This window comes from Brachybacterium halotolerans subsp. kimchii (assembly GCF_020792675.1).
Classification (GTDB): domain Bacteria; phylum Actinomycetota; class Actinomycetes; order Actinomycetales; family Dermabacteraceae; genus Brachybacterium; species Brachybacterium halotolerans.
Genome location: NZ_CP086254.1, coordinates 1,809,779 through 1,832,877, shown reverse-complemented (window position 1 = coordinate 1,832,877; position 23,099 = coordinate 1,809,779). Strand labels below are relative to the sequence as shown.

General features: G+C 71.6%; 21 protein-coding genes. 8 read left to right on the top strand and 13 right to left on the bottom strand.

Going from position 1 to position 23,099, the window contains the following annotated elements; translation table 11 throughout:
* Positions 1-13: 13 nt before the first annotated feature.
* Together Bra3105_RS08415 and Bra3105_RS08410 are read right to left on the bottom strand one after the other, a co-directional pair.
* A complete protein-coding gene (locus Bra3105_RS08415; RefSeq protein ID WP_152352461.1) occupies positions 14-403 on the bottom strand; it encodes a nuclear transport factor 2 family protein in 390 nt (129 codons plus the stop codon).
* Positions 400-1,128 (bottom strand): hypothetical protein, encoded by a 729-nt coding sequence (locus Bra3105_RS08410; protein WP_228359429.1) that lies wholly within the window; start codon positions 1,126-1,128, stop codon positions 400-402. The genes Bra3105_RS08415 and Bra3105_RS08410 overlap by 4 nt, the downstream gene beginning before the upstream one ends.
* Before the next feature lie 53 nt (positions 1,129-1,181).
* Between Bra3105_RS08410 and Bra3105_RS08405 the strand changes: the two genes are divergently transcribed.
* Positions 1,182-1,640, top strand: a complete 459-nt coding sequence (locus Bra3105_RS08405; protein ID WP_228359428.1) for a MarR family winged helix-turn-helix transcriptional regulator — start codon at positions 1,182-1,184, stop codon at positions 1,638-1,640.
* Between the two features lie 69 nt (positions 1,641-1,709).
* On the opposite strand, the gene Bra3105_RS08400 is transcribed toward Bra3105_RS08405, so the two are convergent.
* Entirely contained in the window at positions 1,710-3,422 is a 1,713-nt protein-coding gene (locus Bra3105_RS08400) for a sulfatase family protein (protein ID WP_228359427.1), read from the bottom strand.
* 11 nt (positions 3,423-3,433) lie between these two features.
* Positions 3,434-4,789 (bottom strand): MFS transporter, encoded by a 1,356-nt coding sequence (locus Bra3105_RS08395; RefSeq protein ID WP_228359426.1) that lies wholly within the window; start codon positions 4,787-4,789, stop codon positions 3,434-3,436.
* A 233-nt stretch (positions 4,790-5,022) separates the two neighbouring features.
* Here Bra3105_RS08395 and Bra3105_RS08390 point away from each other — a divergent pair, with 233 nt between their 5' ends.
* Together Bra3105_RS08390 and Bra3105_RS08385 are read left to right on the top strand one after the other, a co-directional pair.
* Entirely contained in the window at positions 5,023-5,646 is a 624-nt protein-coding gene (locus Bra3105_RS08390) for a PadR family transcriptional regulator (protein WP_228359425.1), read from the top strand.
* Positions 5,643-7,385 (top strand): sulfatase, encoded by a 1,743-nt coding sequence (locus tag Bra3105_RS08385; RefSeq protein ID WP_228359424.1) that lies wholly within the window; start codon positions 5,643-5,645, stop codon positions 7,383-7,385. The genes Bra3105_RS08390 and Bra3105_RS08385 overlap by 4 nt, the downstream gene beginning before the upstream one ends.
* A 108-nt stretch (positions 7,386-7,493) precedes the next feature.
* Here Bra3105_RS08385 and Bra3105_RS08380 read toward each other — a convergent pair whose 3' ends face one another.
* From Bra3105_RS08380 to Bra3105_RS08370, 3 genes are all read right to left on the bottom strand, one after another.
* Complete coding sequence (locus tag Bra3105_RS08380; RefSeq protein WP_228359423.1) at positions 7,494-9,005, bottom strand: sulfatase family protein; 1,512 nt, start codon at positions 9,003-9,005, stop codon at positions 7,494-7,496.
* A 102-nt stretch (positions 9,006-9,107) separates the two neighbouring features.
* Complete coding sequence (locus Bra3105_RS08375; protein ID WP_228359422.1) at positions 9,108-10,145, bottom strand: LacI family DNA-binding transcriptional regulator; 1,038 nt, start codon at positions 10,143-10,145, stop codon at positions 9,108-9,110.
* A complete protein-coding gene (locus Bra3105_RS08370; RefSeq protein ID WP_228359421.1) occupies positions 10,145-11,575 on the bottom strand; it encodes an MFS transporter in 1,431 nt (476 codons plus the stop codon). Before Bra3105_RS08370 ends, Bra3105_RS08375 begins: the two co-directional genes overlap by 1 nt.
* A gap of 354 nt (positions 11,576-11,929) precedes the next feature.
* Here Bra3105_RS08370 and Bra3105_RS08365 point away from each other — a divergent pair, with 354 nt between their 5' ends.
* Genes Bra3105_RS08365 through Bra3105_RS08355 form a run of 3 tightly spaced genes read left to right on the top strand, consistent with a single transcriptional unit; the run spans position 11,930 to position 13,835 of the window.
* Positions 11,930-13,033, top strand: a complete 1,104-nt coding sequence (locus tag Bra3105_RS08365) for a formylglycine-generating enzyme family protein (RefSeq protein WP_456151307.1) — start codon at positions 11,930-11,932, stop codon at positions 13,031-13,033.
* Positions 13,030-13,392, top strand: coding sequence for a YidH family protein (locus Bra3105_RS08360; RefSeq protein WP_152352452.1), 363 nt, complete (start codon positions 13,030-13,032; stop codon positions 13,390-13,392). Before Bra3105_RS08365 ends, Bra3105_RS08360 begins: the two co-directional genes overlap by 4 nt.
* Positions 13,389-13,835 (top strand): DUF202 domain-containing protein, encoded by a 447-nt coding sequence (locus tag Bra3105_RS08355; RefSeq protein ID WP_228359419.1) that lies wholly within the window; start codon positions 13,389-13,391, stop codon positions 13,833-13,835. Before Bra3105_RS08360 ends, Bra3105_RS08355 begins: the two co-directional genes overlap by 4 nt.
* Here the strand turns inward: Bra3105_RS08355 and Bra3105_RS08350 are convergent.
* Positions 13,783-15,447 carry an SDR family oxidoreductase gene (locus Bra3105_RS08350; protein ID WP_228359418.1) on the bottom strand — a complete coding sequence of 555 codons (1,665 nt, stop codon included), beginning with the start codon at positions 15,445-15,447 and terminating at the stop codon, positions 13,783-13,785. The two genes, Bra3105_RS08355 and Bra3105_RS08350, sit on opposite strands and share 53 nt — an antisense overlap.
* A complete protein-coding gene (locus tag Bra3105_RS08345) occupies positions 15,444-16,724 on the bottom strand; it encodes a ferrochelatase (RefSeq protein WP_407650904.1) in 1,281 nt (426 codons plus the stop codon). Before Bra3105_RS08345 ends, Bra3105_RS08350 begins: the two co-directional genes overlap by 4 nt.
* 127 nt (positions 16,725-16,851) lie before the next feature.
* Between Bra3105_RS08345 and Bra3105_RS08340 the strand changes: the two genes are divergently transcribed.
* Together Bra3105_RS08340 and crtI are read left to right on the top strand one after the other, a co-directional pair.
* Positions 16,852-17,340 (top strand): MarR family winged helix-turn-helix transcriptional regulator, encoded by a 489-nt coding sequence (locus Bra3105_RS08340; protein WP_228359417.1) that lies wholly within the window; start codon positions 16,852-16,854, stop codon positions 17,338-17,340.
* A gap of 34 nt (positions 17,341-17,374) precedes the next feature.
* Positions 17,375-19,933, top strand: coding sequence for a phytoene desaturase family protein (gene crtI, locus Bra3105_RS18550; RefSeq protein WP_323188856.1), 2,559 nt, complete (start codon positions 17,375-17,377; stop codon positions 19,931-19,933).
* Between the two features lie 32 nt (positions 19,934-19,965).
* On the opposite strand, the gene Bra3105_RS08325 is transcribed toward crtI, so the two are convergent.
* The 4 genes from Bra3105_RS08325 to Bra3105_RS08310 are packed head-to-tail and all read right to left on the bottom strand — an operon-like array spanning position 19,966 to position 22,954.
* A complete protein-coding gene (locus Bra3105_RS08325) occupies positions 19,966-21,543 on the bottom strand; it encodes an FAD-dependent oxidoreductase (protein WP_228359416.1) in 1,578 nt (525 codons plus the stop codon).
* Positions 21,540-21,965, bottom strand: coding sequence for a lycopene cyclase domain-containing protein (locus Bra3105_RS08320; protein WP_323188855.1), 426 nt, complete (start codon positions 21,963-21,965; stop codon positions 21,540-21,542). The genes Bra3105_RS08325 and Bra3105_RS08320 overlap by 4 nt, the downstream gene beginning before the upstream one ends.
* Positions 21,958-22,329: a lycopene cyclase domain-containing protein gene (locus Bra3105_RS08315; protein WP_228359415.1), complete on the bottom strand. Its 372-nt coding sequence runs from the start codon at positions 22,327-22,329 to the stop codon at positions 21,958-21,960. Before Bra3105_RS08315 ends, Bra3105_RS08320 begins: the two co-directional genes overlap by 8 nt.
* Positions 22,319-22,954, bottom strand: coding sequence for a MarR family winged helix-turn-helix transcriptional regulator (locus Bra3105_RS08310; RefSeq protein ID WP_228359414.1), 636 nt, complete (start codon positions 22,952-22,954; stop codon positions 22,319-22,321). Before Bra3105_RS08310 ends, Bra3105_RS08315 begins: the two co-directional genes overlap by 11 nt.
* Positions 22,955-23,099: the final 145 nt, after the last annotated feature.

Below are 23,099 nucleotides of genomic sequence, written 5' to 3'. Positions count from 1 at the left end.
GCGTCCCCGCTCCTCAGTGCGGCCCGGGGACCGGCGACCCGGGCGCTCCCGCGATGAAGCTGTGCTGGATGCCCGCGATGCGCCAGTCGCCGTCGACCCTCACCATGCTGAACGTGGTGCGCGTCGTGGGAAGGGGGTGGCCCCGTGCTTCTCCGCGGACATCGAGGCGAGCGATCACGAGGGCGCAGTCGCCGTGCTCGCGGATGGTCACCTCGTTCAGCGAGAGCGCGTCGTAGCGGAGGTCGCCGCTGCGGAGACGGTCGATCCAGGCGTCACGGGGGAGCTGGAACCCGACGGGGCCGATGCCCTGGAAGTCCTCCGTCAGCAGGGTCTCCGTGGTGCGGGCGTCGCACCCGCGTTCGGCGTCGGCCCAACGGGTGATGGTCTGATCGATGGTGTTCATGACGGCTCCTTCGGTGTGGTGATACGGGGCGCGGTGGTGCGGGTCCGGGTGGCTCCGGACAGTGCGAAGCCGATGACGACGAGCCAGACGAGCGCGGCGAAACGGCCGAGGAGGGCTAGGAATCCCAGTGGGGCGATCACCAGCGAGAGGACGCTGACCTCGCAGATCGCGGCGACGACGAGGCCCGCCCAGGGGAGCGGCGCGGGAAGCATCCGCCCGAGGAGCCCCGGGACCGCGATCCCGGCCACGAGCAGACCGAGGCCGAGGGTGTGCGCGACACCGCCGGAGCTCTGCGCGAGGAGTTCCGACGCCCGTGCAAGTCGGGGATCGGAGGCGATCGCCTCGTGGCTCAGCGTCCATGTGACCAGGGCGGACAGCATGAGCATCGACGAGGCGACGATGCCGCCGAACAAGGCGATCGCCGGTCCGGGAACGCGGAACCCCTGTCCGCGCAGGTGCGAGTAGAGCGTCGCCGCGAGGATGCCCAGCGGGACCGCCGAGCCGAGCAGCAGCATGGCCGACCACTGCATCGCGGTGCCGTGCTGGTCCTGGGGTGCACCGGCGAGACTTCCGAACGATGGGGAGCCGCCCATCGGCGCGGCCACGAGCAGGCTCGCGATCACGAGCGCGAGGGACACGGCGCCGACGATCCCCGGGTGCGGGCCCATGGGTCTGTGTCGTGCATGGGCGGCGGGGGTCGTACGAGGGACGTCTTTGAAGTTCATGCCAGCGATAGTACACGCTATGAATGATGTGTCCAGTGCTCTATTCTCGTGGCATGACGCCCTCGCCTCCGCCTCGCCACCGAATCGCGTTCCTGCTCTCCCAGCTGGGGTCCGACGCCTCGGCCGGCTTCGAGCGGGCGCTCGGGGGGCTCGGGATCACGCCCGGGGACGCGGGGGTGCTGCGCCTGGTGGGGCGGAATCCCGGCGTCAGCCAGCGAGCGGTGAGCGAGCAGGTGGGAGTGGGGCCCAGCCGGATCGTCGCGGTGCTCGACCGCCTGGAGGGCAAGGGGCTGCTCGAGCGCCGCCGCAGCCCCCGGGATCGCCGCAGCCACGAGGTCAGCCTCACCGAGCACGGCAGGGAGGTGCTCGAGAGGCTGGGTCCGATCGCGCGGGATCACGAGCGTGCCTACATCGAGCCCCTGGAGCCCGAGGAGGTCCACCAGCTCCAGTCGCTCCTGGAGAAGGTCGCCACGGCCCGGCAGCTCTCCGTCGAGGTGCATCGCGGGACCTGAGGCGGTCACCGGCCGATGTGCCGGAACCGGTCCTCATCGGTCGCCCCTCGTTGGGGCGCGTTGTTCAGTTCAACTCCCCACGGCCACGGCCACGGCCACGGCCACGGCCACGTCTGCGCTGGGCTGCCAGCCGAGCCGCACGGCGCGGACCCACGCTGGGCGGTCGGCGGGGATCGGCGACACGGGGCAGTGGATTCTCCACGCGCGTCCGTCGGGGACGGGGGAGCCGATCGCGTTCCTCGGTGAGCCCATGCTGTCCGCGGCCGACGGCGGGACCTCGGGCTCGTGTGCCGCGGGCGGGTCATCGGTCCAGATGATGGTGGCGGAGGATTCGCTGCAGCGGGCTTCGACCGCGCCGTGCGCGACGACGACCTCGGGTTCGGGTGTGCGCGGCCAGTCTCCGCCGGGGCGCCAGCGCTCCTGCAGCTCGTCCTCGGTGAGGAAGCCCAGGTCGCCGATCTGCTCCTGCCAGTCCGTGAGAGCGGTCGAGAGCCGGGCCAGGGTCTCTGTGTGCTCCCGGTCTCCCGCGAGGTCGTGCTCCTCGTGAGGGTCCTCGAGCAGGTCGTACAGCTCCTCCTCGGGTTTGCTGGGGGCGACGAGGGTCCTCTGCAGCGGCGTGAGGGAGCTCGGCAGATCTCCGATCGCCCGCTGGGTGACCTCCGCGGTCGCCAGGCGTCGCATCTCCGCCCAGGTGCTCAAGCCGTCGGGGTAGGTGCAGTGCTGCATCGGCGAGCGGTCCGGGTGGTAATGCCGGATGTAGCGGTAACGGGAGTCCCTGACGGTGCGGGACATGTCGTGCAGATCGCCCATCCGGTCCCTGCTGGCGAAGATATACGCGTTGGTGTGCTCGTCGAGGCGGCCCGAGCTGTCGAGGAAGGGTCTAGCCTGCATGTGGTCGGGAATCTCGAGACCGGCCGCGGCGAGCATGCTCGGGGCGAGATCCATGAGGTGCACGAGCGCCTCTGTCCTCGTGCCTGGGGTGATGCGACCAGGCCAGCGGATGATGAGAGGTTCGTGCAGGCCGGAGTCGTTCGCCCAGCGCTTGGCACGGGGCATCCCGCGACCGTGGTCGCTCCAGAAGACGACGATGGTGCTCTGCGCGAGACCGTCGTCCTCGAGCTGCTGGAGGATCGTGCCCACCCAATGGTCCATCTCGCCGATGAGGTCGAGGTAGCGGGCCCAGGCGACCCGGAACACCTGGGTGTCCGGATAGTAGGGCGGCAGTTCGACGTCCTCCGGGGCGTGGCGGTCCTCGGGGCGCACGTGCGGCACGCGCTCCTCGAAGGACTCGTCGTCCAGATGGATCTGCGACTCGTGGGTGATGAGCCCATGGAAGGTCGCGAAGAACGGCTGGTCAGGGTCCGGACGGTCTCGCCAGTGCGCGGTGTCGCTGCACTCGTCGAAGGCGCTCGACGGCGTCGCCATCTGGAAGTCCGTGAAGGAGTTGTTGGTGACGTAGTAGCCGGCCTCGCGGAAGTGCTCGGTGAACATGCGGACACCGGCCGGCGGGACGGCCTTCGAGCGCATGTGGATCGTCCCGATGGACGCAGGATGGCAGCCCGTGATGATCGCCGAGCGGGAGGGCGCGCAGATCGGCGCCGAGGCGAACGCATTGTCGAAGCGGAGTCCCTCGGACGCGAGATCGTCGAGGTGCGGGGTCACCGCGTGCTCCGCGCCGGGGTAGGCGCCGGCGTAGCAGCCCAGGTGGGGATTGATGTCGTGGGTCGTGATCCACAGGATGTTGGGTCTGCGAGGCGGGGACTGCGTCTTCTCGTGTGTCATCCGAGGTCCTTTCAGGCGGAGGGCGCGGCGCTGCGACGACGCGCCTCGAGCTCGTCGGTGACCCTCCGGGCGTCCCGAGGGTAGGTGAAGTAGAGGGCGCCGAGGATGACCCCGTTGACGGCCATGAGCACGAACAGCACCCAGAAGAACACGCCCTGGATGCCCAGTGCCTCGGCGAGGTACCCGGCAGAGAGCGAGAACAGCGCCCAGGCGATCGTCTGGAAGAACGACAGGAAGATCGCGAAGGCCTGGCCGCGCAGCTCCGGCAGCACCACGGACATGACGATCGGGCGGTTCACCGGCGGGTTCATGCCCTGCGTCGCCCCGAAGAGCGCCCAGAAGATCGCATACACCCCGATCGAGCCCCATTCGAACTGAGTGCCGAGCAGTGCTGCGATCGCGAAGAGGAACTGAGCCGCCTGGATGAAGACCACGCGACCGTGGTCGGGCAGGACCCTGTCGAGGAGCTCGACGGCGTAGCCGCTGAGGAAGGTCGCGATCACGTATCCCAGTCCGAAAGGCACGAGGACCGTCGCGGCGGTGGCATTCGAGAACCCTCGCTCGGTGACGAGGAACTGGATGCCGAAGACGGTGATCAGGAGGTGTCCCGAGAGCAGGCGCGAGAGCATCATGATCGAGAAGGTGGGGATGCGGAAGAGCGCGAGGACGCCGCGGAGTGTCACCTTGGACGCTCGGCGCGACTCATCGAGATCCGCGAGCTGGGCCTCCGCCGCCCCGATGCCCGGCTCGCGGTAGAAGGCGGTGATCAGTAGGGAGGACAGCAGGCAGATCCCGCCGATGATCCACATGCCCCAGCGCCACCCGTCCGGGTGTCCGGAGAACAGTGCGAGGACGGGGCCGATGAAGGACGAGACGGCGGTGAGCACGCCGTAGTAATAGCCGGTGGCCCGCGCCCGGGATCGCTCGTCGAACGAGTCGGCGATGATCGCGTTCGTCAGCGGCTGTCCCGAGCTCACAGTGCCGGCCAGGAGCGTGTTGAACAGCAGCAGGCTGATGAAGCCCGGGGACATGCCGGCGGCGATGCCGAGCAGTCCGCCGATGACGTTGTTGAGGACGAGCGCCTGCTTGCGGCCGATCCGCGTGGCGATCCAGACCCACATCGGACCGAACGGGATCGCCGCGAACTTGCCCAGGGCGCTGAGGATGCCCAGGTGGCCGTTGTCGAGGCGCAGCGCGGCGGCGATCGAGGGGAAGAGAGTGTTCAGCAGGCCGGCCTCGGTGTTGTCCACGACCTCGGCGCCGGTGATCGTGATGAGGTTCCGCCAGCGGTGGGGCACCTTCGTGGAGGGGGTGGGTCCGGTGGGTTCGAGTGCGGGTGCAGCCGTGCCCTGTGCGGGATGGGTCATGGTGACTCCTGTCGTCGTCGTCAGGTGCGGGGCGTGACTGCTCGCCGACGAGCGGTCCGGGCCGACGGGGGCTTCCGCGTCGGGCATGACACAATGCGAATGCCCTGCTGCGCAGACGATGACACAACTGGAACGGTTCCGTCAATGGATCGTCCGGAGGTGCTCCGTTGCGCAATCCATTCCACATGTGTAATGGTGGGGAAGCCGCAGCTGCAGCTACGAAGGAGGACGCGTTGAAGCTCGAGCACCTGCTGCTCGGTGTGCTGGCCATGAAGCCCGCGACCGGCTACGACCTCAAGAAGTACATGGACACCCACGGCCGATTCCTGCGCGCCAACACGCAGATGAGCCAGGTCTACCGCTCGCTCGCAGGCATGGAGCAGCGCGGGTGGGTCGTGCACGACGTCGAGCCGCGTCCCGGTGCGACGGACGCGAAGCGCTACCGCCTCACCGAGGAGGGGTCGACCGTCTTCCTCGAATGGCTCACCGGCCCCTACCAGCCGCCCACGCGCTTCGAGGAGCCGGACCTCCAGGCCCGGCTCGCCTTCGCCGGATTCATGGACCGGGAGCACCTGATCGCGCTTCTGGACACCGAGCTCGAGGCGCGCACCCAGGAAGTCGCCCGCTACCGCTTCCGCGACAGGCGCCTTGAGCGCACCCCGGAGCTGCCCTTCGATGCGGGCCTGGCCGATGCGGTCGGGGAGTGGGCCCATCGCGCCGGAGCGGAGGCCAAGGATGCGCACATCGCGCGGATCGCCGCGCTGCGCGACCAGATCCAGGACGCACCGTCGACCCCGCCGAGCACGCCGGCCGTGAAGACCGACGCACCGCAGAACCTCGAGGAGCCCACCCGATGAAGGCCATCATCCTGATGTTCGACAGCCTGAACCGGCACATGCTCGAGCAGTACCGCGACACGATCGTGCAGGCCCCGAACTTCGCCCGTCTCGCCCAGCGCGCCGTGACCTTCGAGAACTTCTACGCCGGCTCGATGCCCTGCATGCCCGCCCGGCGGGAGATGCACACCGGCCGGTACAACTTCCTGCACCGCTCCTGGGGCCCGCTCGAGCCGTTCGACGACTCGATGCCGCAGATCCTCAAGGATCACGGCGTCCACACGCACCTCGCCTCCGATCACCCCCATTACTGGGAGGACGGCGGCGCCACGTACCACACCCGCTACTCGACCTGGGAGTTCTTCCGTGGTCAGGAGGGGGATCCGTGGAAGGGAGTGGTCGCGCAGAGCGTGCCCGACGCCCCGCTGCACGAGCGCATGGTCGCCCAGGACGGCGTGAACCGCACCTACATGGCGACCGAGGCCGACCACTCCCAGACCCGCACGGTCGACGCGGGCATCCACTTCATCGACACCAATGCGGCGGCCGACGACTGGATGCTGCAGATCGAGCTGTTCGACCCGCACGAGCCCTTCTTCAGCCACCAGGCGTACAAGGACCTCTACCCCCACCAGTACGACGGCCCCGCCTTCGACTGGCCCGGATATCAGAAGGTCACCGAGCCCGAGGCGCAGGTCGAGCACGCCCGCCGCGAGTACGCGGCGCTGGTCTCGATGTGCGACCGCTCGCTGGGGCGGGTGCTGGACGCCATGGACTCCCACGGCCTGTGGGAGGACACGATGCTCATCGTCAACACCGACCACGGCTTCCTGCTCGGCGAGCACGGCTGGTGGGCGAAGTCCGTGCAGCCCTGGTTCAACGAGCTCGTGCACCTGCCGATGTTCCTCTGGGACCCGCGCGCCGGTGCGGCCGACGAGCGCCGCGGCGATCTCGCCCAGACCATCGACATCGCGCCCACGATGCTGCGCTACTTCGGCATCGAGCCCACCCCCGACATGCAGGGACGGGACCTCGCGCATCCTTCGGCCCGCGAGCGCACCGCCCTGTTCGGCGTGCACGGCGGCCACGTGAACATCACCGATGGCCGGTACGTGTACATGCGCTCGAGCGCGGGCAGGGACAACGCCCCGCTCGAGGAGTTCACGCTGATGCCCACGCACATGCGCTCGCGCTTCGGGGTCGATGAGCTCGCCGCATGGGAGCCGGCCGACCCCTTCGCGTTCACCAAGGGCCTGCGCACCATGCGCATGGATGCGCTCGGCGGCTGGATGAACCCCTGGCAGCATGGCACTCTGCTGTTCGACCTCGAGGCCGATCCCGACCAGCTCGCGCCGATCATCGACGACGAGCTGGAGCTGCGGATGGCGGCCCGTCTCGTCGAGGCGATGCGTGCCGCGGACGCTCCGCGCAGCCAGTACGAGCGCCTGGGCCTGCCCGTCGAGGGCGAGGTGACGCAGGAGCACCTGCTGGCCCGAGCGCACGCCGAGCGCGCGGCGGAGATGGCGATCGCCATGCCCTCGCGCGACGACCTGCCCGGTGCCGATCTGCTCGAGCTCCCGCTGCTCGAGCTCGCCTCCCGCTCCCGCGCCCGCGAGGCGCTCGCTCGCGAGGTCCCGGGCGTCGTCCACACCGAGGCCGTCAATGTGCCGGCGGGCATGACCCTGTACGACATGGCCGCCGCCGGGCTCGTGAGCGTCGCGCAGCTGCGGCGGGTGGGGGAGGCGCTCGTCGCACAGTGAGCGCGCGGCGCGCTGTCGCTGGTGGGACGGGGCGCCGCCGGCCCGTTGAGCCGCGAGGGCCGGATCCGATCCCCGGATCCGGCCCTCGCGCTGCCTGCGATGCGGTGCTTACCTGCTGGTCGCGTCGATCTCGGCGACGTACTCCGCCACGCGGGCGAAGACCTCTTCGTCATAGGGCCCCCATTCCGGGTGCGGGGTGTCCTCGCCGCGGTAGGGCTCGTCGGCGTAGCGCTGCTGGTACTCGGCGAGCTTCGCCTCCATCTGCGCCCGCACCCCGGCGTACTCCGCGTCATCGACGACGTTGCGGACCTCCGTCGGGTCCGACTGCAGGTCGTAGAGCTCCCACTCGGGTTCGAAGATCCGATCCGAGGCTCCGGGCACCCCGAGGCCGGCCCCGTAGTAGTGGATGTACTTGAAGCGGTCGGTGCGGATCCCGTAGTGGGCGGGGGCGTGGTGGATCGGGTCGTCGTGCTCCCAGTAGCGGTAGTACATGGCGTCCGGCCAGTCCTCGACGTGCTCGCCGCGCAGCAGCGGCAGGACGCTGCGCCCCTGCGACGTGGGCAGGGCGGAGGCGGCATCCAGGCCGCACACCTCGAGGAAGGTGGCGGCGAAGTCGACGTTGGTGATGATCGAGCCGCAGCGGGAGCCCGCCTGGATCTGCTCGGGCCAGCGGATCAGCATCGGCATCTGCAGCGACTGGTCGAACATCAGGCGCTTGTCGAACCACCCGTGATCGCCGAGGAAGAATCCCTGGTCGGATGTGTAGACGACGAGGGTGTTCTCGGCCAGGCCCTGCTCTTCGAGGTGATCCAGGAGCCTGCCCACGTTGTCGTCGATCGACTGGATGCACTGCAGGTAGTCGCGCATGTAGATCTGGTACTTCCAGCGCATGCGCTCCTCGCGGTTCTCCTCGCCGCGCAGGTGCTCAGGGACCTCGGTCTTGAGGTCGTCGGCACCCATGTCGTCGGCGATCGTCATGTGCACGCCGCGCACCGCCTTGGAACGGGACTCCAGGTCGTCGAAGAAGGTCTCGGGCTCGGGGATCGACCCGTCGGCGTAGAGGTGGCGGTGCTTCTCGTCGGGCACCCACGGACGATGGGGCGCCTTGTGGTGGACCATCATGCAGAACGGCTCGTCCTGCGCACGCTCGTCGACCCAGTCGATGGCGAGGTCGGTGACGATGTCGGTCGCGTACCCGGGGACGGTCGACTCGCCGTCCTCGTCGATCATCACGGGGTCCACGTAGTCGCCCTGGCCGGGGAACACCTTCCAGGCGTCGAAGCCGCGCGGGCGGGAGACGCCGTGCTCGCCCAGGTGCCACTTGCCGAACATCGCCGTCGCGTAGCCGTCGTCGTGGAGGGCGTCGATGAAGGTGGGCACCCGGTAGTCCATCTCCGTCCAGATGGAGGAGACGCCGTTGACGTGGCTGTAGGTGCCGGTGAGGATCGACGCCCGCGAGGGGCTGCAGATCGAGTTCGTGCAGAACACGGCGTCCATGCGCATGCCCTCCTGGGCGATGCGATCCAGGTTCGGGGTCGAGTTCACGCGGCTGCCGTACGCGGAGATCGCGTGCGCGGCGTGGTCGTCGCTCATGATGAAGACGATGTTCGGGCGGGTCATGGGGTGCTGCTCCTTGCGGGGTGTCGTGCGGAATGGTCTGAGGGGACGGGACGGGACGGTCGGTGCGAGGCGGGGCGCCCCGGTCCCTTGGGCGAGAAGAGGTCAGGACGAGGACAGCGCCTCCGGCGGGAGGAGCACGTGCTCGTGGCCCGCGTCGGGCGTCAGCTCCTGCACGAGCAGACGAGCCGCGGTCTCGCCCGCCTCCTCGAGGGGAAGGCGCGAGTAGGTGAGGCCGGGCCAGACCTCGACCCTCGGCCAGCCCCCGGCCAGGGCCGCCACCGTGGCGCCCGGGGCCATGCGCTGGACGACGCTGAGCGCCACCTCGACGTCCGCGCCCCACGAGCAGAGCACGGCGACGCGAGCGGCCTGCTCATCGAGGTCCTCGAGCGCTGCCGTCAGCCGCGCCGCCTGGTGATGCAGGTAGTCCCCATGACCGCCCGCGGCGTCGAGCTCGGCGAGATCGGCATCCTTCAGCCCGGTGCTGACGACCTGCAGGGAGATGCGGTCGTGCGATCCCAGGACGCGCATGAGCGCGATCTGCCTCAGCCGCTCCGCCCTCGACGAGACCTCCGGCCGCACATGGAGCACGATGGTGATCCCGCGCCCGGCCAGGTGCTCGATCATCGATACGGCACCGAGCTCGTAATCGAAGTCGACGCTCGAGAAGGGCGTGTCGGCGTCCGCGGCCCCGCAGTCGATGGCGACCATCGGTGCGAGGCCCGATCCTGCGGCGTCGACGAGCTCCTGGGGGACGGTGACGTCGTCGTGGCCCACGAAGATGATGCCCTCGAGGAAACCGCTGCGGCAGTCGTCCAGATACCCGGCGGCGTCCGGCCGGGGCAGGACCGTCATGCGCAGCCCCCGATCCATCAGCGCGGTGCCCGTGCCATGGACGATCGCCGCGTAGCGCGGGTTGGTCAGGGGCTTGCTGACCACGACCCCGATGGTCCTGCTGGACCGCGCCTGCAGCGAGCGCGCGAAGAGGTTCGGCGTGTATCCGAGCTCCTTGGCGATGCGCCGCACGCGGCCGCGGGTCTCCGCCGACAGCTGCACGCGGGATGCGTCGTTGAGGGCGTAGGAGACCGTGGAGACGGAGACTCCTGCCCGGTGGGCCACATCCTTCAGGGTCGGGCGTGCCATCAGATCACCTCGTCGATCGCGGCGCGCCGATCGGCGAGCACGGAGACGTTCTCCTGGACCTTTCGGCGGCCGAGCGGGTAGAGCACCAGCAGTATCAGCGCCGCCGCGATGTACAGGAGGCCGGGGACGAGGGTCGAGACCATGTAGATGCCGTCGATCGTGGCGGCCGACTGGACCGAGGACGCGGAGCGGAATCCGATCGCGGACAGGGCGAACCCTCCCAGACCGCCGGCGACGGCCTGTCCCACCTTGCGCGCCCAGGTGTTCACCGCGTACACCGTGCCGTCGTCCCGGTGCCCGCTGCGCACCTCCTCGGCGTCGATGATGTCGCCGATGAGCGCCCAGATCAGCAGGTTGTAGAAGCCCAGGCCGAAGCCCGCCACGAACATCAGGCCGATGAAGATCCACGGATCGGAGATGTGCAGCAGGGACAGGAGGACGTAGAGGATGCCGGCGCCGAAGAGCGAGACGGTCACGACCTCCTTCTTGCCGAACCGAGCGGCGAGCCGGGCGGCGACGAACGAGAGCAGCAGGCCCGGGAGGAACGACGTGAGCTGCGCGGGACCGGAGAGGGTCCCGTCATTGAAGTGGTAGAGCCACAGGTACGCGGCCATGGTGCCCACCAGGAGCGAGGCCAGCATGATCAGGATGTTGGCCGCGATCAGCGAGAGCAGGGGGCGGCTGGTGGTGAGGGAGCGGAAGAGCGCGAGAAGGCCGGGCTTGTCGACCCCCTGGGTCGGCGCGGCGACGCGCTCGGTGGTGTTCGCCCAGCACAGGATGTACCAGAGCGCGGCCAGCAGCGAGAAGACGACGGCGACGCCGAAGAGTCGCCCCGGCTGGAGTTCCGAGGAGCCGTCCACCATGGCGTAGATGAACAGCGGGGGCACCAGCGAGACCAGGAGCCCGGCGCTGTTGGCCCCGATGCCCCGGAACACGGAGAGGGATGCTCGCTCCGCAGGCACGATCGTGAGCACCGAGGCCATGGAGCCGTAGGCGATGTTCGTGGTGGTGTAGAAGACCGACCCCCACAGCAGATAGGTCGCTCCGGCGTAGGCGAGCTTCAGCCCGTAGTCCCATCCGCTCGTGAACGGGACGTACATCAGGGAGCTCGCGATGGCGACGGGGATCGCCATCCTCCCGATCCACGGCCTGAACCGTCCGCCGCGCCCGGGAGTGTGGCGATCGAGGAACCGGCCCCAGCCGATGTCCGTGAAGGCATCGATGAACCGCGCGATCAGGAACAGGAGCCCCACGTGGGCGGCGGCGAGCCCCGCGACGTTGGTGAAGTAGATCATCAGGTACGACGACGCGAGGAGGAACGTGAAGTCGTTCCCGAGGTCGCCGAACATGTAGCCGACCCGGTCCCGTGCCCCGAAGGGTCGGGAGGGTGCTTCGAGGGGCGGGGACGCGAGTTCTGCGGAGGTGGACATGGCTCTCCTTCGAGCACGTTCAAGGGCAGGTCGCTCGAGCTGTCGGCGACTCGGCACCGACGCTAAGGACTCAATCGTTTGAGGGGAATCCTCAAAGGTTTGAGGCCCGTTGCCGGTGATCGCGCGGGGAACGCGAGCGCCTTCCCGCGAAGGCGGAGAACGGGGAAATGGGCAGGTCAGCGGAGACGGGTGGGCGGGAGCACGGAGTGACGTGATGTGGCGCACACGGAGGTCCGCAGTGGGTCGCGGCGGCGCGGCGCGCACGAGGCGCGAGCCGGCGCCTCTCGGTCCTCTCCGGACCTGAGAAGATCGGGGACGGACGAACACGGCGCGAGCCACGGAGAGAGGAGCTCGATGAGCGAGCACACGGGATGCGGATGCGGTTGCGGCATGCCGGAGCGCGAAAGCCTCGAGCTCGTGAGCGCGCCGGAGTCCGCGACCCCGCACCGTCCGCACGCAGGGCCGGCCGGCCCGGCGCATGACCCCGCCTCCCGCCACACCATCGCCCAGTCCCATCTTCCCGCCGGCACCTTCACCATGGGCGACTCCTCGGGGGACAGGAACCGGGCCGACGGCGAGGTGCCGCGCCACCTCGTCGCGATCAGCGCACTCGACGTCGATGCGACCACGGTGACGAACGCCGACTTCGCCCGCTTCGTCGAGGCGACCGGGCACCGCACCGAGGCCGAGACCTTCGGGTATTCGGCGGTGTTCCACCTCGCGATCGCGGCCGACGACGCGGACATCATGGGGCCCGCCTCCGGGACCCCTTGGTGGGCGGGCGTCCAGGGCGCCGACTGGCGGCACCCGGGCGGCAGGCGCTCGAGCATCGACGGGCTCGAGGACCATCCCGTGGTGCACGTGAGCTGGAACGATGCCCAGGCGTACTGCGCGTGGGCGGGTCGGCGCCTGCCCACCGAGGCCGAATGGGAGTACGCCTCCCGTGGCGGCCTCGAGGGCGCCAAGTATCCGTGGGGCGACGAGGAGCCGGACACCGGCGGCGACGCCGAGCGCGGCGGCTGGCGCGCGAACATCTGGCAGGGCGACTTCCCGCGCACGAACACGCGCGAGGACGGCTTCCTCACCACCGCCCCCGTGCGCGCCTTCGCCCCCAACGGCTACGGGCTCTTCCAGAGCGTCGGCAACGTGTGGGAGTGGTGCGAGGACTTCTTCCACCCCGCGACGTACCGTCGGCCCAGGATCACGCCGGCCGCCGACGGCGCCGTGCACGACCCCACCGGCCCCGAGGAGGGGCAGGCGCGGATCCTGCGCGGCGGCAGCTACCTCTGCCACATCTCCTACTGCAACCGCTACCGCAACTCCGCCCGCTCGCAGAACACCCCCGACTCCTCGATGGGCAACGCGGGCTTCCGCACCGTCGCCCTCGCCGCCCCTGACGACCCCACACCTGTCGACTCCGCCCCTGACCGCACCGCCCCCGGAAAGGCCACCGCATGACCGCCCCCCGCCGCTTCCCCGCCTCCGTCTACCGCGACGGGGACGAGCCCGACCCCCGCTTCAGCCTCGCCAACGAGCGCACCTTCCTGGCCTGGCTGCGCACGGCGCTCGCGATGTACGCCGGCGCCTTCGCCCTCGAGGCGCTCGCCCTGCCCGAGGCCGTGGGCTGGCGGGCCGCCGCCTCGATCGTGTTCCTGGTGCTCGGCACCCTCGCCGCCGTCCAGGCGTGGCTGGGATGGAAGGCGACCGAGAAGTCGCTGCGCGCCGGCACGCCGCTGCCGGGCCTCGCCGTCGGCGGGATCCTCGTGGTGGGGGTCGTGGTCGCGGCCGCGCTGGTCACGATCGGTCTGTACGCGTGAGTCCCGATCCGGCCGACGGGCCCGACGGGCCGGCAGCGCCCGGCGGGTCGGCGGCACCCGGCGGGTCGGCGGCACCCGGCGGGCCGACAGCGCGCCCGCCCGCCGAGCCCGACGCCGTCTTCGACAAGGGCCTCCAGCCCGAGCGCACGCTGCTCGCCTGGCGCCGGACCTGCCTCGCCTTCGGGGTCGCGAGCCTGGTGGGCATGCGCTTCACCGTCGGCGCGATGGGGATCCTCGCGGTGGTCGTCGGCGTGATCGGCGCGGGCCTCGCCGTCCTCGCCTACGCGCTCGCCGCCACCGGATACCGGCGCGCCCACCACAGCCTGCGCGGCCAGGGGATCCTCGCCCGCGGCGGTCTGCCGATGCTCGCGGGCACCGCGGCCGTGCTCGTCATCGGTGTCCTCTGCGCCGGATACCTCGTCGTCGGCCTGCTCGGCGCCTGAGCGCGGATCTGCCGCCCGTGAGCCCCGATGCCTCCGCGTCCTGCGCGCCCCGCTCCGATCCCTGCCGCCTCGCGGCCGCGATGATGTTGCGCGCCATCGAGGGGAACACCAGGGCGTGGAACGGCGAGATGCCCCACCAGTAGAGCCGCCCCAGCAGTCCGTCGGGGAAGTAGACCGCCCGCTGCCGGTAGACCGCTCCGCCGATCCCTTCGACCTCGCCGGCCCCTTCGGCCCCGTCGGCTCCGTCGGCCCCGTCGGCCGCGTCGATCCCCTCGACGCCCAGCTGCAGCCAGGCCCGTCCGGTCATCCGCATCTCCGCGCGCAGGGTGAGCAGCTGGCCGGGCTCGACCCTCTCCACCCGCCACCAGTCCACCGCGTCGCCCTCGCGCAGGTGCCAGGGGTCCCGTCGGCCGCGGCGCAGCCCGGGTCCGCCGACGAGCCGGTCTGCGAGCCCGCGCAGCGACCACAGCAGCGGAGTGGAGTACCAGCCGGACGCTCCGCCGATCCCCTCGATGACCTGCCAGATCCGCGCCGGGTCGACGCCCTCGGCTCGTCGTTCGCGCACGTCGGTGAAGACGGTGTGTCCCGCCCAGTCGGGGTCCTCCGGCAGAGGTGCCTCGGGTCCGCGCGCGGCCGCGGTGTCGTCGTCCCAGCTCGAGGCGAGGTCGCCGGACTTCTGCGCCTCCAGGGCCGCCCGCACCGCCCTGCGGTAGGGCAGAGGGCCGCCGGGCGGTGACCCCAGGACCTCCTCGGCGAGGGGGCGGTGCGTGATCGCCTCGTGGCGCATGGACTGCGCGAGCGGCACCGCGATCGCGAGCGGCACCGGGGTGACCAGCCCGATCCACAGTCCCGAGAGCAGCGGAGCCGGCAGAGGCAGCGCGAACACGCGGCGACGCGGCAGACCGGCCTCCTGCGCGTACTTCTCGAGCAGGTCGGCGAAGCGCAGATCGCGCTCGCCGCTGCCCAGGCCGTACGTCCCCGCCACGGGTTCGGGGACGGCGACCGCGCGGGTCAGATGGTGCAGCACGTCGGTGATCGCGACCGGTTCGATGCGGTTGAGCACCCAGCTCGGAGCGGGCATCACCGGCAGGCGCTCGGCCAGGTGGCGGATGATCTCGAAGCTCGCCGAGCCCGCGCCGATCACGGTCGCCGCCTCCAGCACCAGCGTGGGGACCTCGCCGTCGCGCAGGATCTGCGCGACCCTCTCCCGCGAGGCCATGTGCTCGCTGAGCTCCTGGGAGCGCGGGTGCAGCCCGGAGAGATAGACGATCCGGCCGACGCCGGCGCGCTGCGCCTCCTCGGCCATGATCCGCGCCATCCGTGCCTCGCGCTCCTGAAAGCCGCGGCCGCCGGCCATCGCGTGCACGAGGAACACGACGGCGTCGACGTCCGCGAGGGCGCGGCGCACAGCGGCACGGTCGTCCAGGTCCGTCACCGCGATCTCGACCTCGTCCGACCACGGTCGCGCGCGCAGGCGCTCGCCGCTGCGGCCTGCCACACGCACCGTCAGCCCCTCGTCGAGCAGGCAGGGCACGAGCCTGCTGCCCACGTAGCCGGTCGCGCCGGTGACCAGGATGCGTCGGGCCCGAAGTCGGCGGCGGGTGTCGCTCATGACTGGGTGCCCGTGCCCTCGAGCGCCCGGGAGAGGCCCTCGGGACCGAGCGCTGTCCGCGCGTCGGCCGCGGAGTCCAGAGCCGAGGTGGTCGGGCGCAGCCCGGACCTGGCGCTCCCGGAGAGGCAGCAGGCGGTCCCGCACACGTCCGCCGTGCCCCCGAAGTCCGTCGCGCAGCGGCGCGGCGCGTCCTCGCGCATCCGCTCCTCGACGAGGTCCGCGAGGGCGGCGACGAAGCGCGGATCGGTGCCGGGCGTCGGCAGGCGGAGGCACGCGAGCCCTTCCTCCTCCGCGGTCTGCGCGGCCTCCGTGTCGAGGTCCCAGATCACCTCGACGTGGTCGCTGACGAAGCCGATGGGCACGAGCACCACGGCGTCCGCTGCGCCCGAGCGGGCGATCTCCCGGAGGGCGTCGTTGACGTCAGGCTCGAGCCACGGCACCTGCGGCGAGCCGGAGCGCGACTGGAAGACGAGCCGCCACGGGACGGGGGAGGCGGGGATGGGGGAGTCAGGCTCGCCCTCTTCGGCCCTCTCCATGACGTATCGGCAGGCGGCCTCGTGCTGGGCGACGTACCAGCCGCACGGCGTCCCGTGCCCCTCCTCGGCGGGCCCGGATGCCGTGGCCATGGCGAGCGGGATCGAGTGCGTCGTGAACAGCACCTGCACGCGCTCGCGGGGTGTGCCCCGGCGCTCCAGCGACGCCAGGGCCTCCGTCAGGTGCTCGACAAAGGGATCCAGGAACCCTGGATGGTCGAAGTACGGCCGCACCTTGTCGATCCGCATCCGGCCCAGCATGCCGGTCTCGACGAGCGCTCCGGCCACGTCCTCGCGGTACTGCCGGCACGAGGAGTACGACGAGTAGGCGCTGGTCGCGATCGCCAGCACGCGCCGATGCCCCTCCTCGCGCAGCCGCTCGACGGCCTCGCGCATCGTCGGGGTCCAGTTGCGGTTGCCCCAGTGCACGGGCACCGCGATGCCCCGCTCGTCGAGCTCGGTCCGCAGCGCCGCGAGCAGGCGGCGGTTCTGCGCGTTGATGGGGGATCGCCCGCCGAGCGCCCGGTAGTGCTCGCCGACCTCCGCGAGCCGCTCGTCGGGGATGCCGCGGCCGCGGGTGACGTTGCGCAGGAACGGCATCACGTCGTCCTGGCCCTCGGGGCCGCCGAAGGACGCCAGCAGCACGGCGTCGTACGGCTGGGACAGGGCGCGGCGCCCGCGGGGCGAGTCCTCCGTGTCCTCCCGGAGGTCGGCATGGAAGGGGTTCTCGATGTGCGTGTCCACAAGACCTCCGTTAGAGTGTTGAATACTTAGGCAGGCTACGGAAAGAGGTCGGGCGTGTCCATTCGACCCCGCGCGGTCGGGCACAATGTGCTCAGCGACATCGGCGAGAGGCAGGAGGTGGCCGGTCGTGGACTCCGCATCGGCCGACGGCTTCTGGTACCCGCCCTCCCAGGAGGCCTCGCCCACGGCGACCGAGCTGCTCGAGGAGCTGCGGGTCTACCAGGAGTCCGGCCACCGCATGCGCTCCCGGATCCGCGCACACATGCAGATGGGCGAGAAGGACCTGCTGGCCATGCGCCACCTGCTCGCCGCCCGCAGCGCCGGGACCGTGCTGCGGCAGAGGGATCTCGCAGCCAGGCTCGAGGTGCGCGAGGCCTCGGCGAGCGCCCTCGTCGACCGGCTGGTGCGCCACGGCTTCGCCGAGCGGACGCCTCATCCCGACGACCGCCGCTCGACCGCCGTCGCCCCCACCCCTCGCGGGGAGCAGCAGGTGCGGCGCACACTGGAGGACACCCACGCGCGCATGCACGAGGTGGCGTCGTCCCTGAGCCCGCAGGAGCGGGCCGTGGTCATCGACTTCCTGCGGCGCATGAACCACGACGTCGACAACAGCTGATCGCCCGCGCGGGCGATGAAGGGCGGAGGCGCTGATGAAGCACAGCCTCCAGCAGCAGGCGGCCGACGACTTCCGCCGCACCGCCGAGGCCGCCGCCGAGCGCGTGATCGGTCGTTACTCCTCGAGCTTCGGACTGGCCACGCGCCTGCTGCGCGAGCCCGTGCGCACCCGAGTCCGCAGCATCTACGCCCTCGTGCGGATCGCCGACGAGATCGTCGACGGCGCCGCGGCAGGCAGCGGTGCCGGCGCGCACCTGGTCGCGGCGGCCCTGGACGACTACGAGAAGCGCACCGAAGCAGCCATGGAATCGGGCTTCAGCACCGATCTGGTCATCCACGCCTTCGCCGCGACCTCCCGCGCCTGCGGGATCGGCACCGATCTCACGCGTCCCTTCTTCGCCTCCATGAGGGCCGATCTCGACGTGACCTCCCATACCGACGCGAGCTTCGAACGCTACGTCGACGGCTCCGCCGAGGTGGTCGGGCTGATGTGCCTGCGAGTCTTCGCCACCGACGGGGCCGACCGCCCCGTGGAGCCCAGCCCGTCCCTCGTCGAGGGCGCGCGCAGCCTGGGCGCCGCCTTTCAGAAGGTGAACTTCCTGCGGGACCTGCGCGACGACGCCGACGGGCGCGGACGCGCCTACTTCCCCGGCATCGACCTGCACGGACCCACCGAGCGCCAGAAGCTCGCCCTGCTCGACGACATCGACCGGGACCTCGCGCGCGCCCAGGGCGCGATCGCCCACCTGCCCGCCTCGAGCCGAGCGGCCGTGCAGTCCGCCCACGATCTGTTCGCCGCGCTCTCGACGCGGCTGCGGCGCACGCCCGCCGAGGTCCTGCGCGCACGGCGCGTGCGCGTTCCCACCGCGCAGAAGGCGCTCATCGCCGCGCGCGCCGCCCTGCCCGGGCGTCGGGTCTCCGCGGGCCCGGCGAGCACCGCCCCGGCCACTCGCGCCGACGCCCGGCAGGTCGTGATCATCGGCGGCGGCATCGCGGGGCTCGCCACGGCCGCGCTGCTCGCGACCGAGGGGCACCCGGTCACGGTGCTCGAGCGCGGGCAGGAGGTCGGCGGACGTGCGGGCACCTGGCGCGAGGGCGGGTTCACCTTCGACACCGGGCCCTCCTGGTGGCTCATGCACGAGTGCTTCGAGCACTTCTTCGCGCTGCTGGGCACCCGCCTCGAGGACCATCTGGACCTGGTCGAGCTGGACCCCGCCTACCGCGTCTTCGGCGAGGAGTACGAGCACCCGCTGGACCTGTTCGGCGACCGAGAGCGCTCGGCCGCCGCCTTCGAGGCAGAGGAGGAGGGGGCGGGCGACGCCCTGCGCCGCCACCTCGACTCGGCGGGCTCGGCCTACCGCATGGCCGCCTCCCACTTCCTCTACACCACGTTCTCGAGGGTCCCCGCGCGCACGCTCCGGGAGCTCGCCCCGCGCTCGCCGGCCCTCACCCGACTGCTGGGCGAATCCCTCCATGACCTCGCCGCGCGCACCGTGCACGACACCCGACTGCGCCAGGTGCTCGGCTACCCGGCGGTCTTCCTCGGCGCCACCCCGCGGACCGCGCCGAGCCTCTACCACCTGATGAGCGCCATGGACCTCGAGGACGGCGTGCGTTACCCGCGCGGCGGGTTCACCCGCTTCGTCGAGGTGCTGCGCGAGCTCGCCGAGGACGCGGGCGCCGAGATCCGCACCGCCCACGAGGTCACCGCGATCCGCACTGCGCCGGCAGGGCGCGGCGTCGGTGCGCCCCGCGCACGGGTGACGGGCGTCGAGGTCCGCGCGGCGGGGAAGGCTCCCGCCGCGGACGAGGCCCGCGCGGCAGGGGCGTCGACCGAGACGCTCGACGCGGATGTCGTCGTCTCCGCGGCCGACCTCCACCACACGGAGACCGCGCTGCTGCCACGGGAGCTGCAGACCTACCCGGAATCTGCGTGGAAGACGCGTACCTCCGGCCCCGGAGCGGTGCTCGCGATGCTCGGCGTGCGCGGGAGGGTGCCCGAGCTGCTGCACCACTCCCTGTTCTTCACCGACGACTGGGATCGGAACTTCGCGCAGATCACCCCGGCGGACGCGCGCGGCGCCACCCGCGCGCCGGATCCGGCGAGCATCTACGTCTGCGCGCCCTCGCGCACGGACCCGACGGTCGCGCCCGAGGGCAGCGAGAACCTCTTCGTGCTCATCCCTGTTGCCCCGGAGACGTCCGACGGCCGGGGCATCGGCCGCGGCGGCCTGGACGGCGCGGGCGACGCGGAGGTCGAGCAGTCGGTGGACCGCGCCATCGCGCAGATCGCCGACCGGGCGCACGTGCCGGACCTCGCCGAGCGCATCGAGCTGCGCCGCACCGTCGGCCCCGGCGACTTCACCGACGCCTTCCACTCCTGGCGCGGCAACGCCCTCGGGCCCGCCCACACGCTGCGGCAGTCCGCGTTCCTGCGCGGCAGCAACCGCAGCCGGAGGGTCGAGGGGCTCCTGTACGCCGGGGGTACCACCGTGCCGGGCGTCGGGGTGCCGATGTGCCTGATCAGCGCGGAGAACGTGCTCAAGCGCCTGCGCGGGGACACCACCAGCAGGCCGCTCCCGGAGCCCCTGTAGACCGCGGGGATCTCAGAGAGGCCGCGGGGCGCTCACGGTCGCCGGGGCCGCCGGGACCGGGCGCGGCGGAGCACGCCCGTCATCGGCACCGTCCACCAGTCCTCGCCGCGCACGCCCCAGCGGGCGAGCAGGCTGTTCGCCGCCTGCACCCCCGTGAGCGCGGCGCGCTCCATGAGGGCGACCGGCTCCCGCGTGCGCAGCCAGTCCCCGGCGACGACGATGCGGGCGTCCGGGGTGTCCACGCCCGGGCGCTCGTCCCACGGCTCGGTGCCCACGAGCGGGCAGTCGTCCTCGACCAGCCACTGCTCGTGGAGGATGTGCGCGTCGGCGAGCTCGGGGTGCAGGCGGTGCATCTGCCGCAGCAGCTCGTCGCGCAGCCTCCCGCTTCGAGCGGTGTCGTCGGCGGACCTGAGGGCGGAAGGGGCAGGGTCGAGCGCGTAGGCGTGCAGCTCCACCACGCTCCCGCCGTGGCGCCGCGCCCAGTCGTGCGCCGTCCGCTCGAAGCGGTCCACCAACGAGACGTTGTCCAGCGGCCCGAAGCCGCTGGTGCCCAGGAACGCGGGGGAGTCCGGCGCGGCGGGACGATCGAGCCACAGCCGCAGCACGGCGAAGGGCGGTGCGTTGCGCTGCGCGGAGACGCGATCGAGCCAGCCCTCCCACTCCGGCACGGCCGCGGCGGCGGAGCCCAGGAGGGCGCGCGCGGAGCGGGGATCGGCGGCCATCACCACGGCGTCTGTGCGCAGGTCGCCCTCGGCGGTCCTCACCAGGAGATCGCGCGGCGTCCCTGCGCCGTCGGCCGCCCGGCGCGGCAGGCTCTCGATGCCGTGCACGACGGCGGACGTGCGGGCGTCCGCGCCCAGGGAGCGCAGGCGCTCGACGAGCGGATCCCAGAGCATGGGGGAGTAGGCGTCGCAGGGGACGTCGAAGATCAGGCCCTCCGCGGACCCCATGAAATAGGCATGGAACATGCCCACGAGCTCCCCGCCGGAGAACTCGCGGGGGTCGGCGAAGAAGGACCGCGCGAAGACCTCGAGCGCGAGATGCCGGGCGTCGTGGGGGAAGCGCAGCGCATCGAGCACGTCCTGCGCGCTCGTCCCGTCGAGCGCTCGGAAGGTGCCGGGGAAGTCGACGCGCAGCAGGTCCAGGGCGCGTCGCACGTCGACGCGCGCGAGCTCGCGCAGCGGGAAGCTGTCGCTGCGCAGGGCGAAGGTCGCGACGCTCCACGGCGGGGTGCGGGGGATGCCGCGGAAGGTGTCGCGGGGCCCGTCCGCGAGCTGCAGCGGATAGTCGCCGATGTCCCGCAGGCGCGTCAGGGACGGGTCGGCGCGGGCGAGCAGACGGCGCAGCGTGTAGTACTGGCGGAAAAAGGCGTGGAAGCCGCGGCTCATGGAGCGTCCGTCGCCCAGGTTCCACGAGCGCGCCCTGCCGCCCCAGGTGCCGCGCGCCTCGAGGAGGTGCACGCGCACGCCCCGCTCAGCGAGCACGGTGGCGGCCGAGATGCCCGCGATCCCGCCGCCGACCACCACGACGTCCCTCGCCGATGCGCTCGCGCGCCCCGTCGGCCCGCGATGCAGGACGGCGCGGCGGTCGCGGCCGGGACGCGCGCTCATCGCTGCGCCCTGCCGTGCTCGTCCGCCGGGCCGACGCTGTCTGCCGGGGCGGCCCCGTCGGCCCCGTCTGCTCCGTCGGCCGCACCGTTCGCCTCCGCAGCTCCCGCGGATCGCACCGCCTCCGACGATCCCGCGCGCGTCCACAGCAGCATCGCAAGGGTGACCATCGCGGCGCCGAAGCCGAAGTCCTCGATCGGGATGTCGAAGGGGAAGCGGATGCCCAGGGTCATCGCGTCGTCGTAGAGGACGATCGGGGCGGAGAGCTTCGTCAGCCAGCCGTCCACGAGCACCTGGAAGCCGAGCACGATGGCCATCGAGATCCAGTAGGCGGGGCGGCGGAACAGGCCCGTGCGCAGCCACAGCAGCTCGAGCGCGGGGACGGCGAGGAGCGCGATCACCGTGAGGATCGTGTACTCAGGCACTCCGGCTCCTCCTCTCCTCGTCGGCGGGGCGGATCCGACGGCTGATCCGACGGCTGATCCGCCCGAGGAGGATCTCCACGGCCTCGAGCGTGAGCAGCGCGCAGATCGGGATCACCAGGAAGAACAGCAGCTCCTCGAGCGGCATGCCGCCGGGCAGGGTGATCCCGGAGATCTTCGCGGGGTCGTACCACCAGTGATGCCTGTGGATCCCCACGTAGTCCCAGGCCAGGAAGATGATGGCGGTCGGGAGCAGGGCCGCGAGCAGCCGACGCGGGCTGCGGTGCACGCGCGCCCCGATCACGAACTCGAGCGGCAGCGTCACCAGCAGGCACAGCCCCAGCAGGATCAGGTACTCACCGTGCATGCGGTGCTCCAGCGCTCCTCGTCGAGCCCTCCGCCCAGTCCAGACCCGCAGGGGACAGCTCGCCGGCCATGTCGAGCAGGAAGCGGGTGACGGTCCCGCGCTCCTCCGAGCTCAGACGCGCAGCGGCGCGCACTCGCCCCGCCTGCTGGCGGCCCATCGAGTCCATCGCCGCGCGGCGGGTCGCGGGGGAGACGGCGATCGTCACCGCCCGACGGTCCGCGGGGTGGTGCCCGCGCGTCACGTGCCCGCCCCGGGCGAGCCGGTCCAGCAGCTTCGTGGTCGCGCCCGAGGAGATGCCCAGGTGCTCGCCGAGGGCCCCCGGTGTCGCCAGTTCACCCGTGTGGGCCGCGGCGATGAGGTAGTGCAGGGCGCGCATGTCCGTCGCGCCGAGGTCCATGAAGGCGCGCGATGCGGAGGAGAGCTCCTCCTCGGCCCGGCGCAGGGCGACGAGTGCCGCCATCAGGTCGTCGATCTCGCGCTCGGCGGTCTCGTCGAGTCCCGAGCGGTCGGCCAGCTCGCCCTCGGGATCGCTCGCGGCGAGGTCGTGGACGCGCCAGGTCCGATGGTCGGGCGTGCTCGTGGGCGACTCGGGTGCGGCGGTGTCACGCGTGCCGGGCTCGGTCATGGCGGCCACCCTACTGCCGCATGATGAATTCTGCTTCCACGGCTGGAATCTTTCCGGGGAAGATGACATGCTGAGGAACTCGGCGGCGCCGCTCGGTTCCGTGAGGCGCGCGGTGCAGGCACCATGCAGACAAGGGGACGATGGT

Bases quoted from the DNA above. Each gene is read 5' to 3' on its own strand.
- Bra3105_RS08375 (WP_228359422.1), bottom strand. From the start codon at position 10,145: ATGGCACGCCCGACCCTGAAGGATGTGGCCCACCGGGCAGGAGTCTCC.
- Bra3105_RS08315 (WP_228359415.1), bottom strand. From the start codon at position 22,329: ATGCACGGTGAGTACCTGATCCTGCTGGGGCTGTGCCTGCTGGTGACG.
- Bra3105_RS08360 (WP_152352452.1), top strand. From the start codon at position 13,030: ATGACCGCCCCCCGCCGCTTCCCCGCCTCCGTCTACCGCGACGGGGAC.
- Bra3105_RS08385 (WP_228359424.1), top strand. From the start codon at position 5,643: ATGAAGGCCATCATCCTGATGTTCGACAGCCTGAACCGGCACATGCTC.
- Bra3105_RS08415 (WP_152352461.1), bottom strand. From the start codon at position 403: ATGAACACCATCGATCAGACCATCACCCGTTGGGCCGACGCCGAACGC.
- Bra3105_RS08410 (WP_228359429.1), bottom strand. From the start codon at position 1,128: ATGAACTTCAAAGACGTCCCTCGTACGACCCCCGCCGCCCATGCACGA.
- Bra3105_RS08400 (WP_228359427.1), bottom strand. From the start codon at position 3,422: ATGACACACGAGAAGACGCAGTCCCCGCCTCGCAGACCCAACATCCTG.
- Bra3105_RS08310 (WP_228359414.1), bottom strand. From the start codon at position 22,954: ATGACCGAGCCCGGCACGCGTGACACCGCCGCACCCGAGTCGCCCACG.
- crtI (WP_323188856.1), top strand. From the start codon at position 17,375: ATGAAGCACAGCCTCCAGCAGCAGGCGGCCGACGACTTCCGCCGCACC.
- Bra3105_RS08380 (WP_228359423.1), bottom strand. From the start codon at position 9,005: ATGACCCGCCCGAACATCGTCTTCATCATGAGCGACGACCACGCCGCG.
- Bra3105_RS08370 (WP_228359421.1), bottom strand. From the start codon at position 11,575: ATGTCCACCTCCGCAGAACTCGCGTCCCCGCCCCTCGAAGCACCCTCC.
- Bra3105_RS08365 (WP_456151307.1), top strand. From the start codon at position 11,930: ATGAGCGAGCACACGGGATGCGGATGCGGTTGCGGCATGCCGGAGCGC.
- Bra3105_RS08325 (WP_228359416.1), bottom strand. From the start codon at position 21,543: ATGAGCGCGCGTCCCGGCCGCGACCGCCGCGCCGTCCTGCATCGCGGG.
- Bra3105_RS08405 (WP_228359428.1), top strand. From the start codon at position 1,182: ATGACGCCCTCGCCTCCGCCTCGCCACCGAATCGCGTTCCTGCTCTCC.
- Bra3105_RS08395 (WP_228359426.1), bottom strand. From the start codon at position 4,789: ATGACCCATCCCGCACAGGGCACGGCTGCACCCGCACTCGAACCCACC.
- Bra3105_RS08350 (WP_228359418.1), bottom strand. From the start codon at position 15,447: ATGAGCGACACCCGCCGCCGACTTCGGGCCCGACGCATCCTGGTCACC.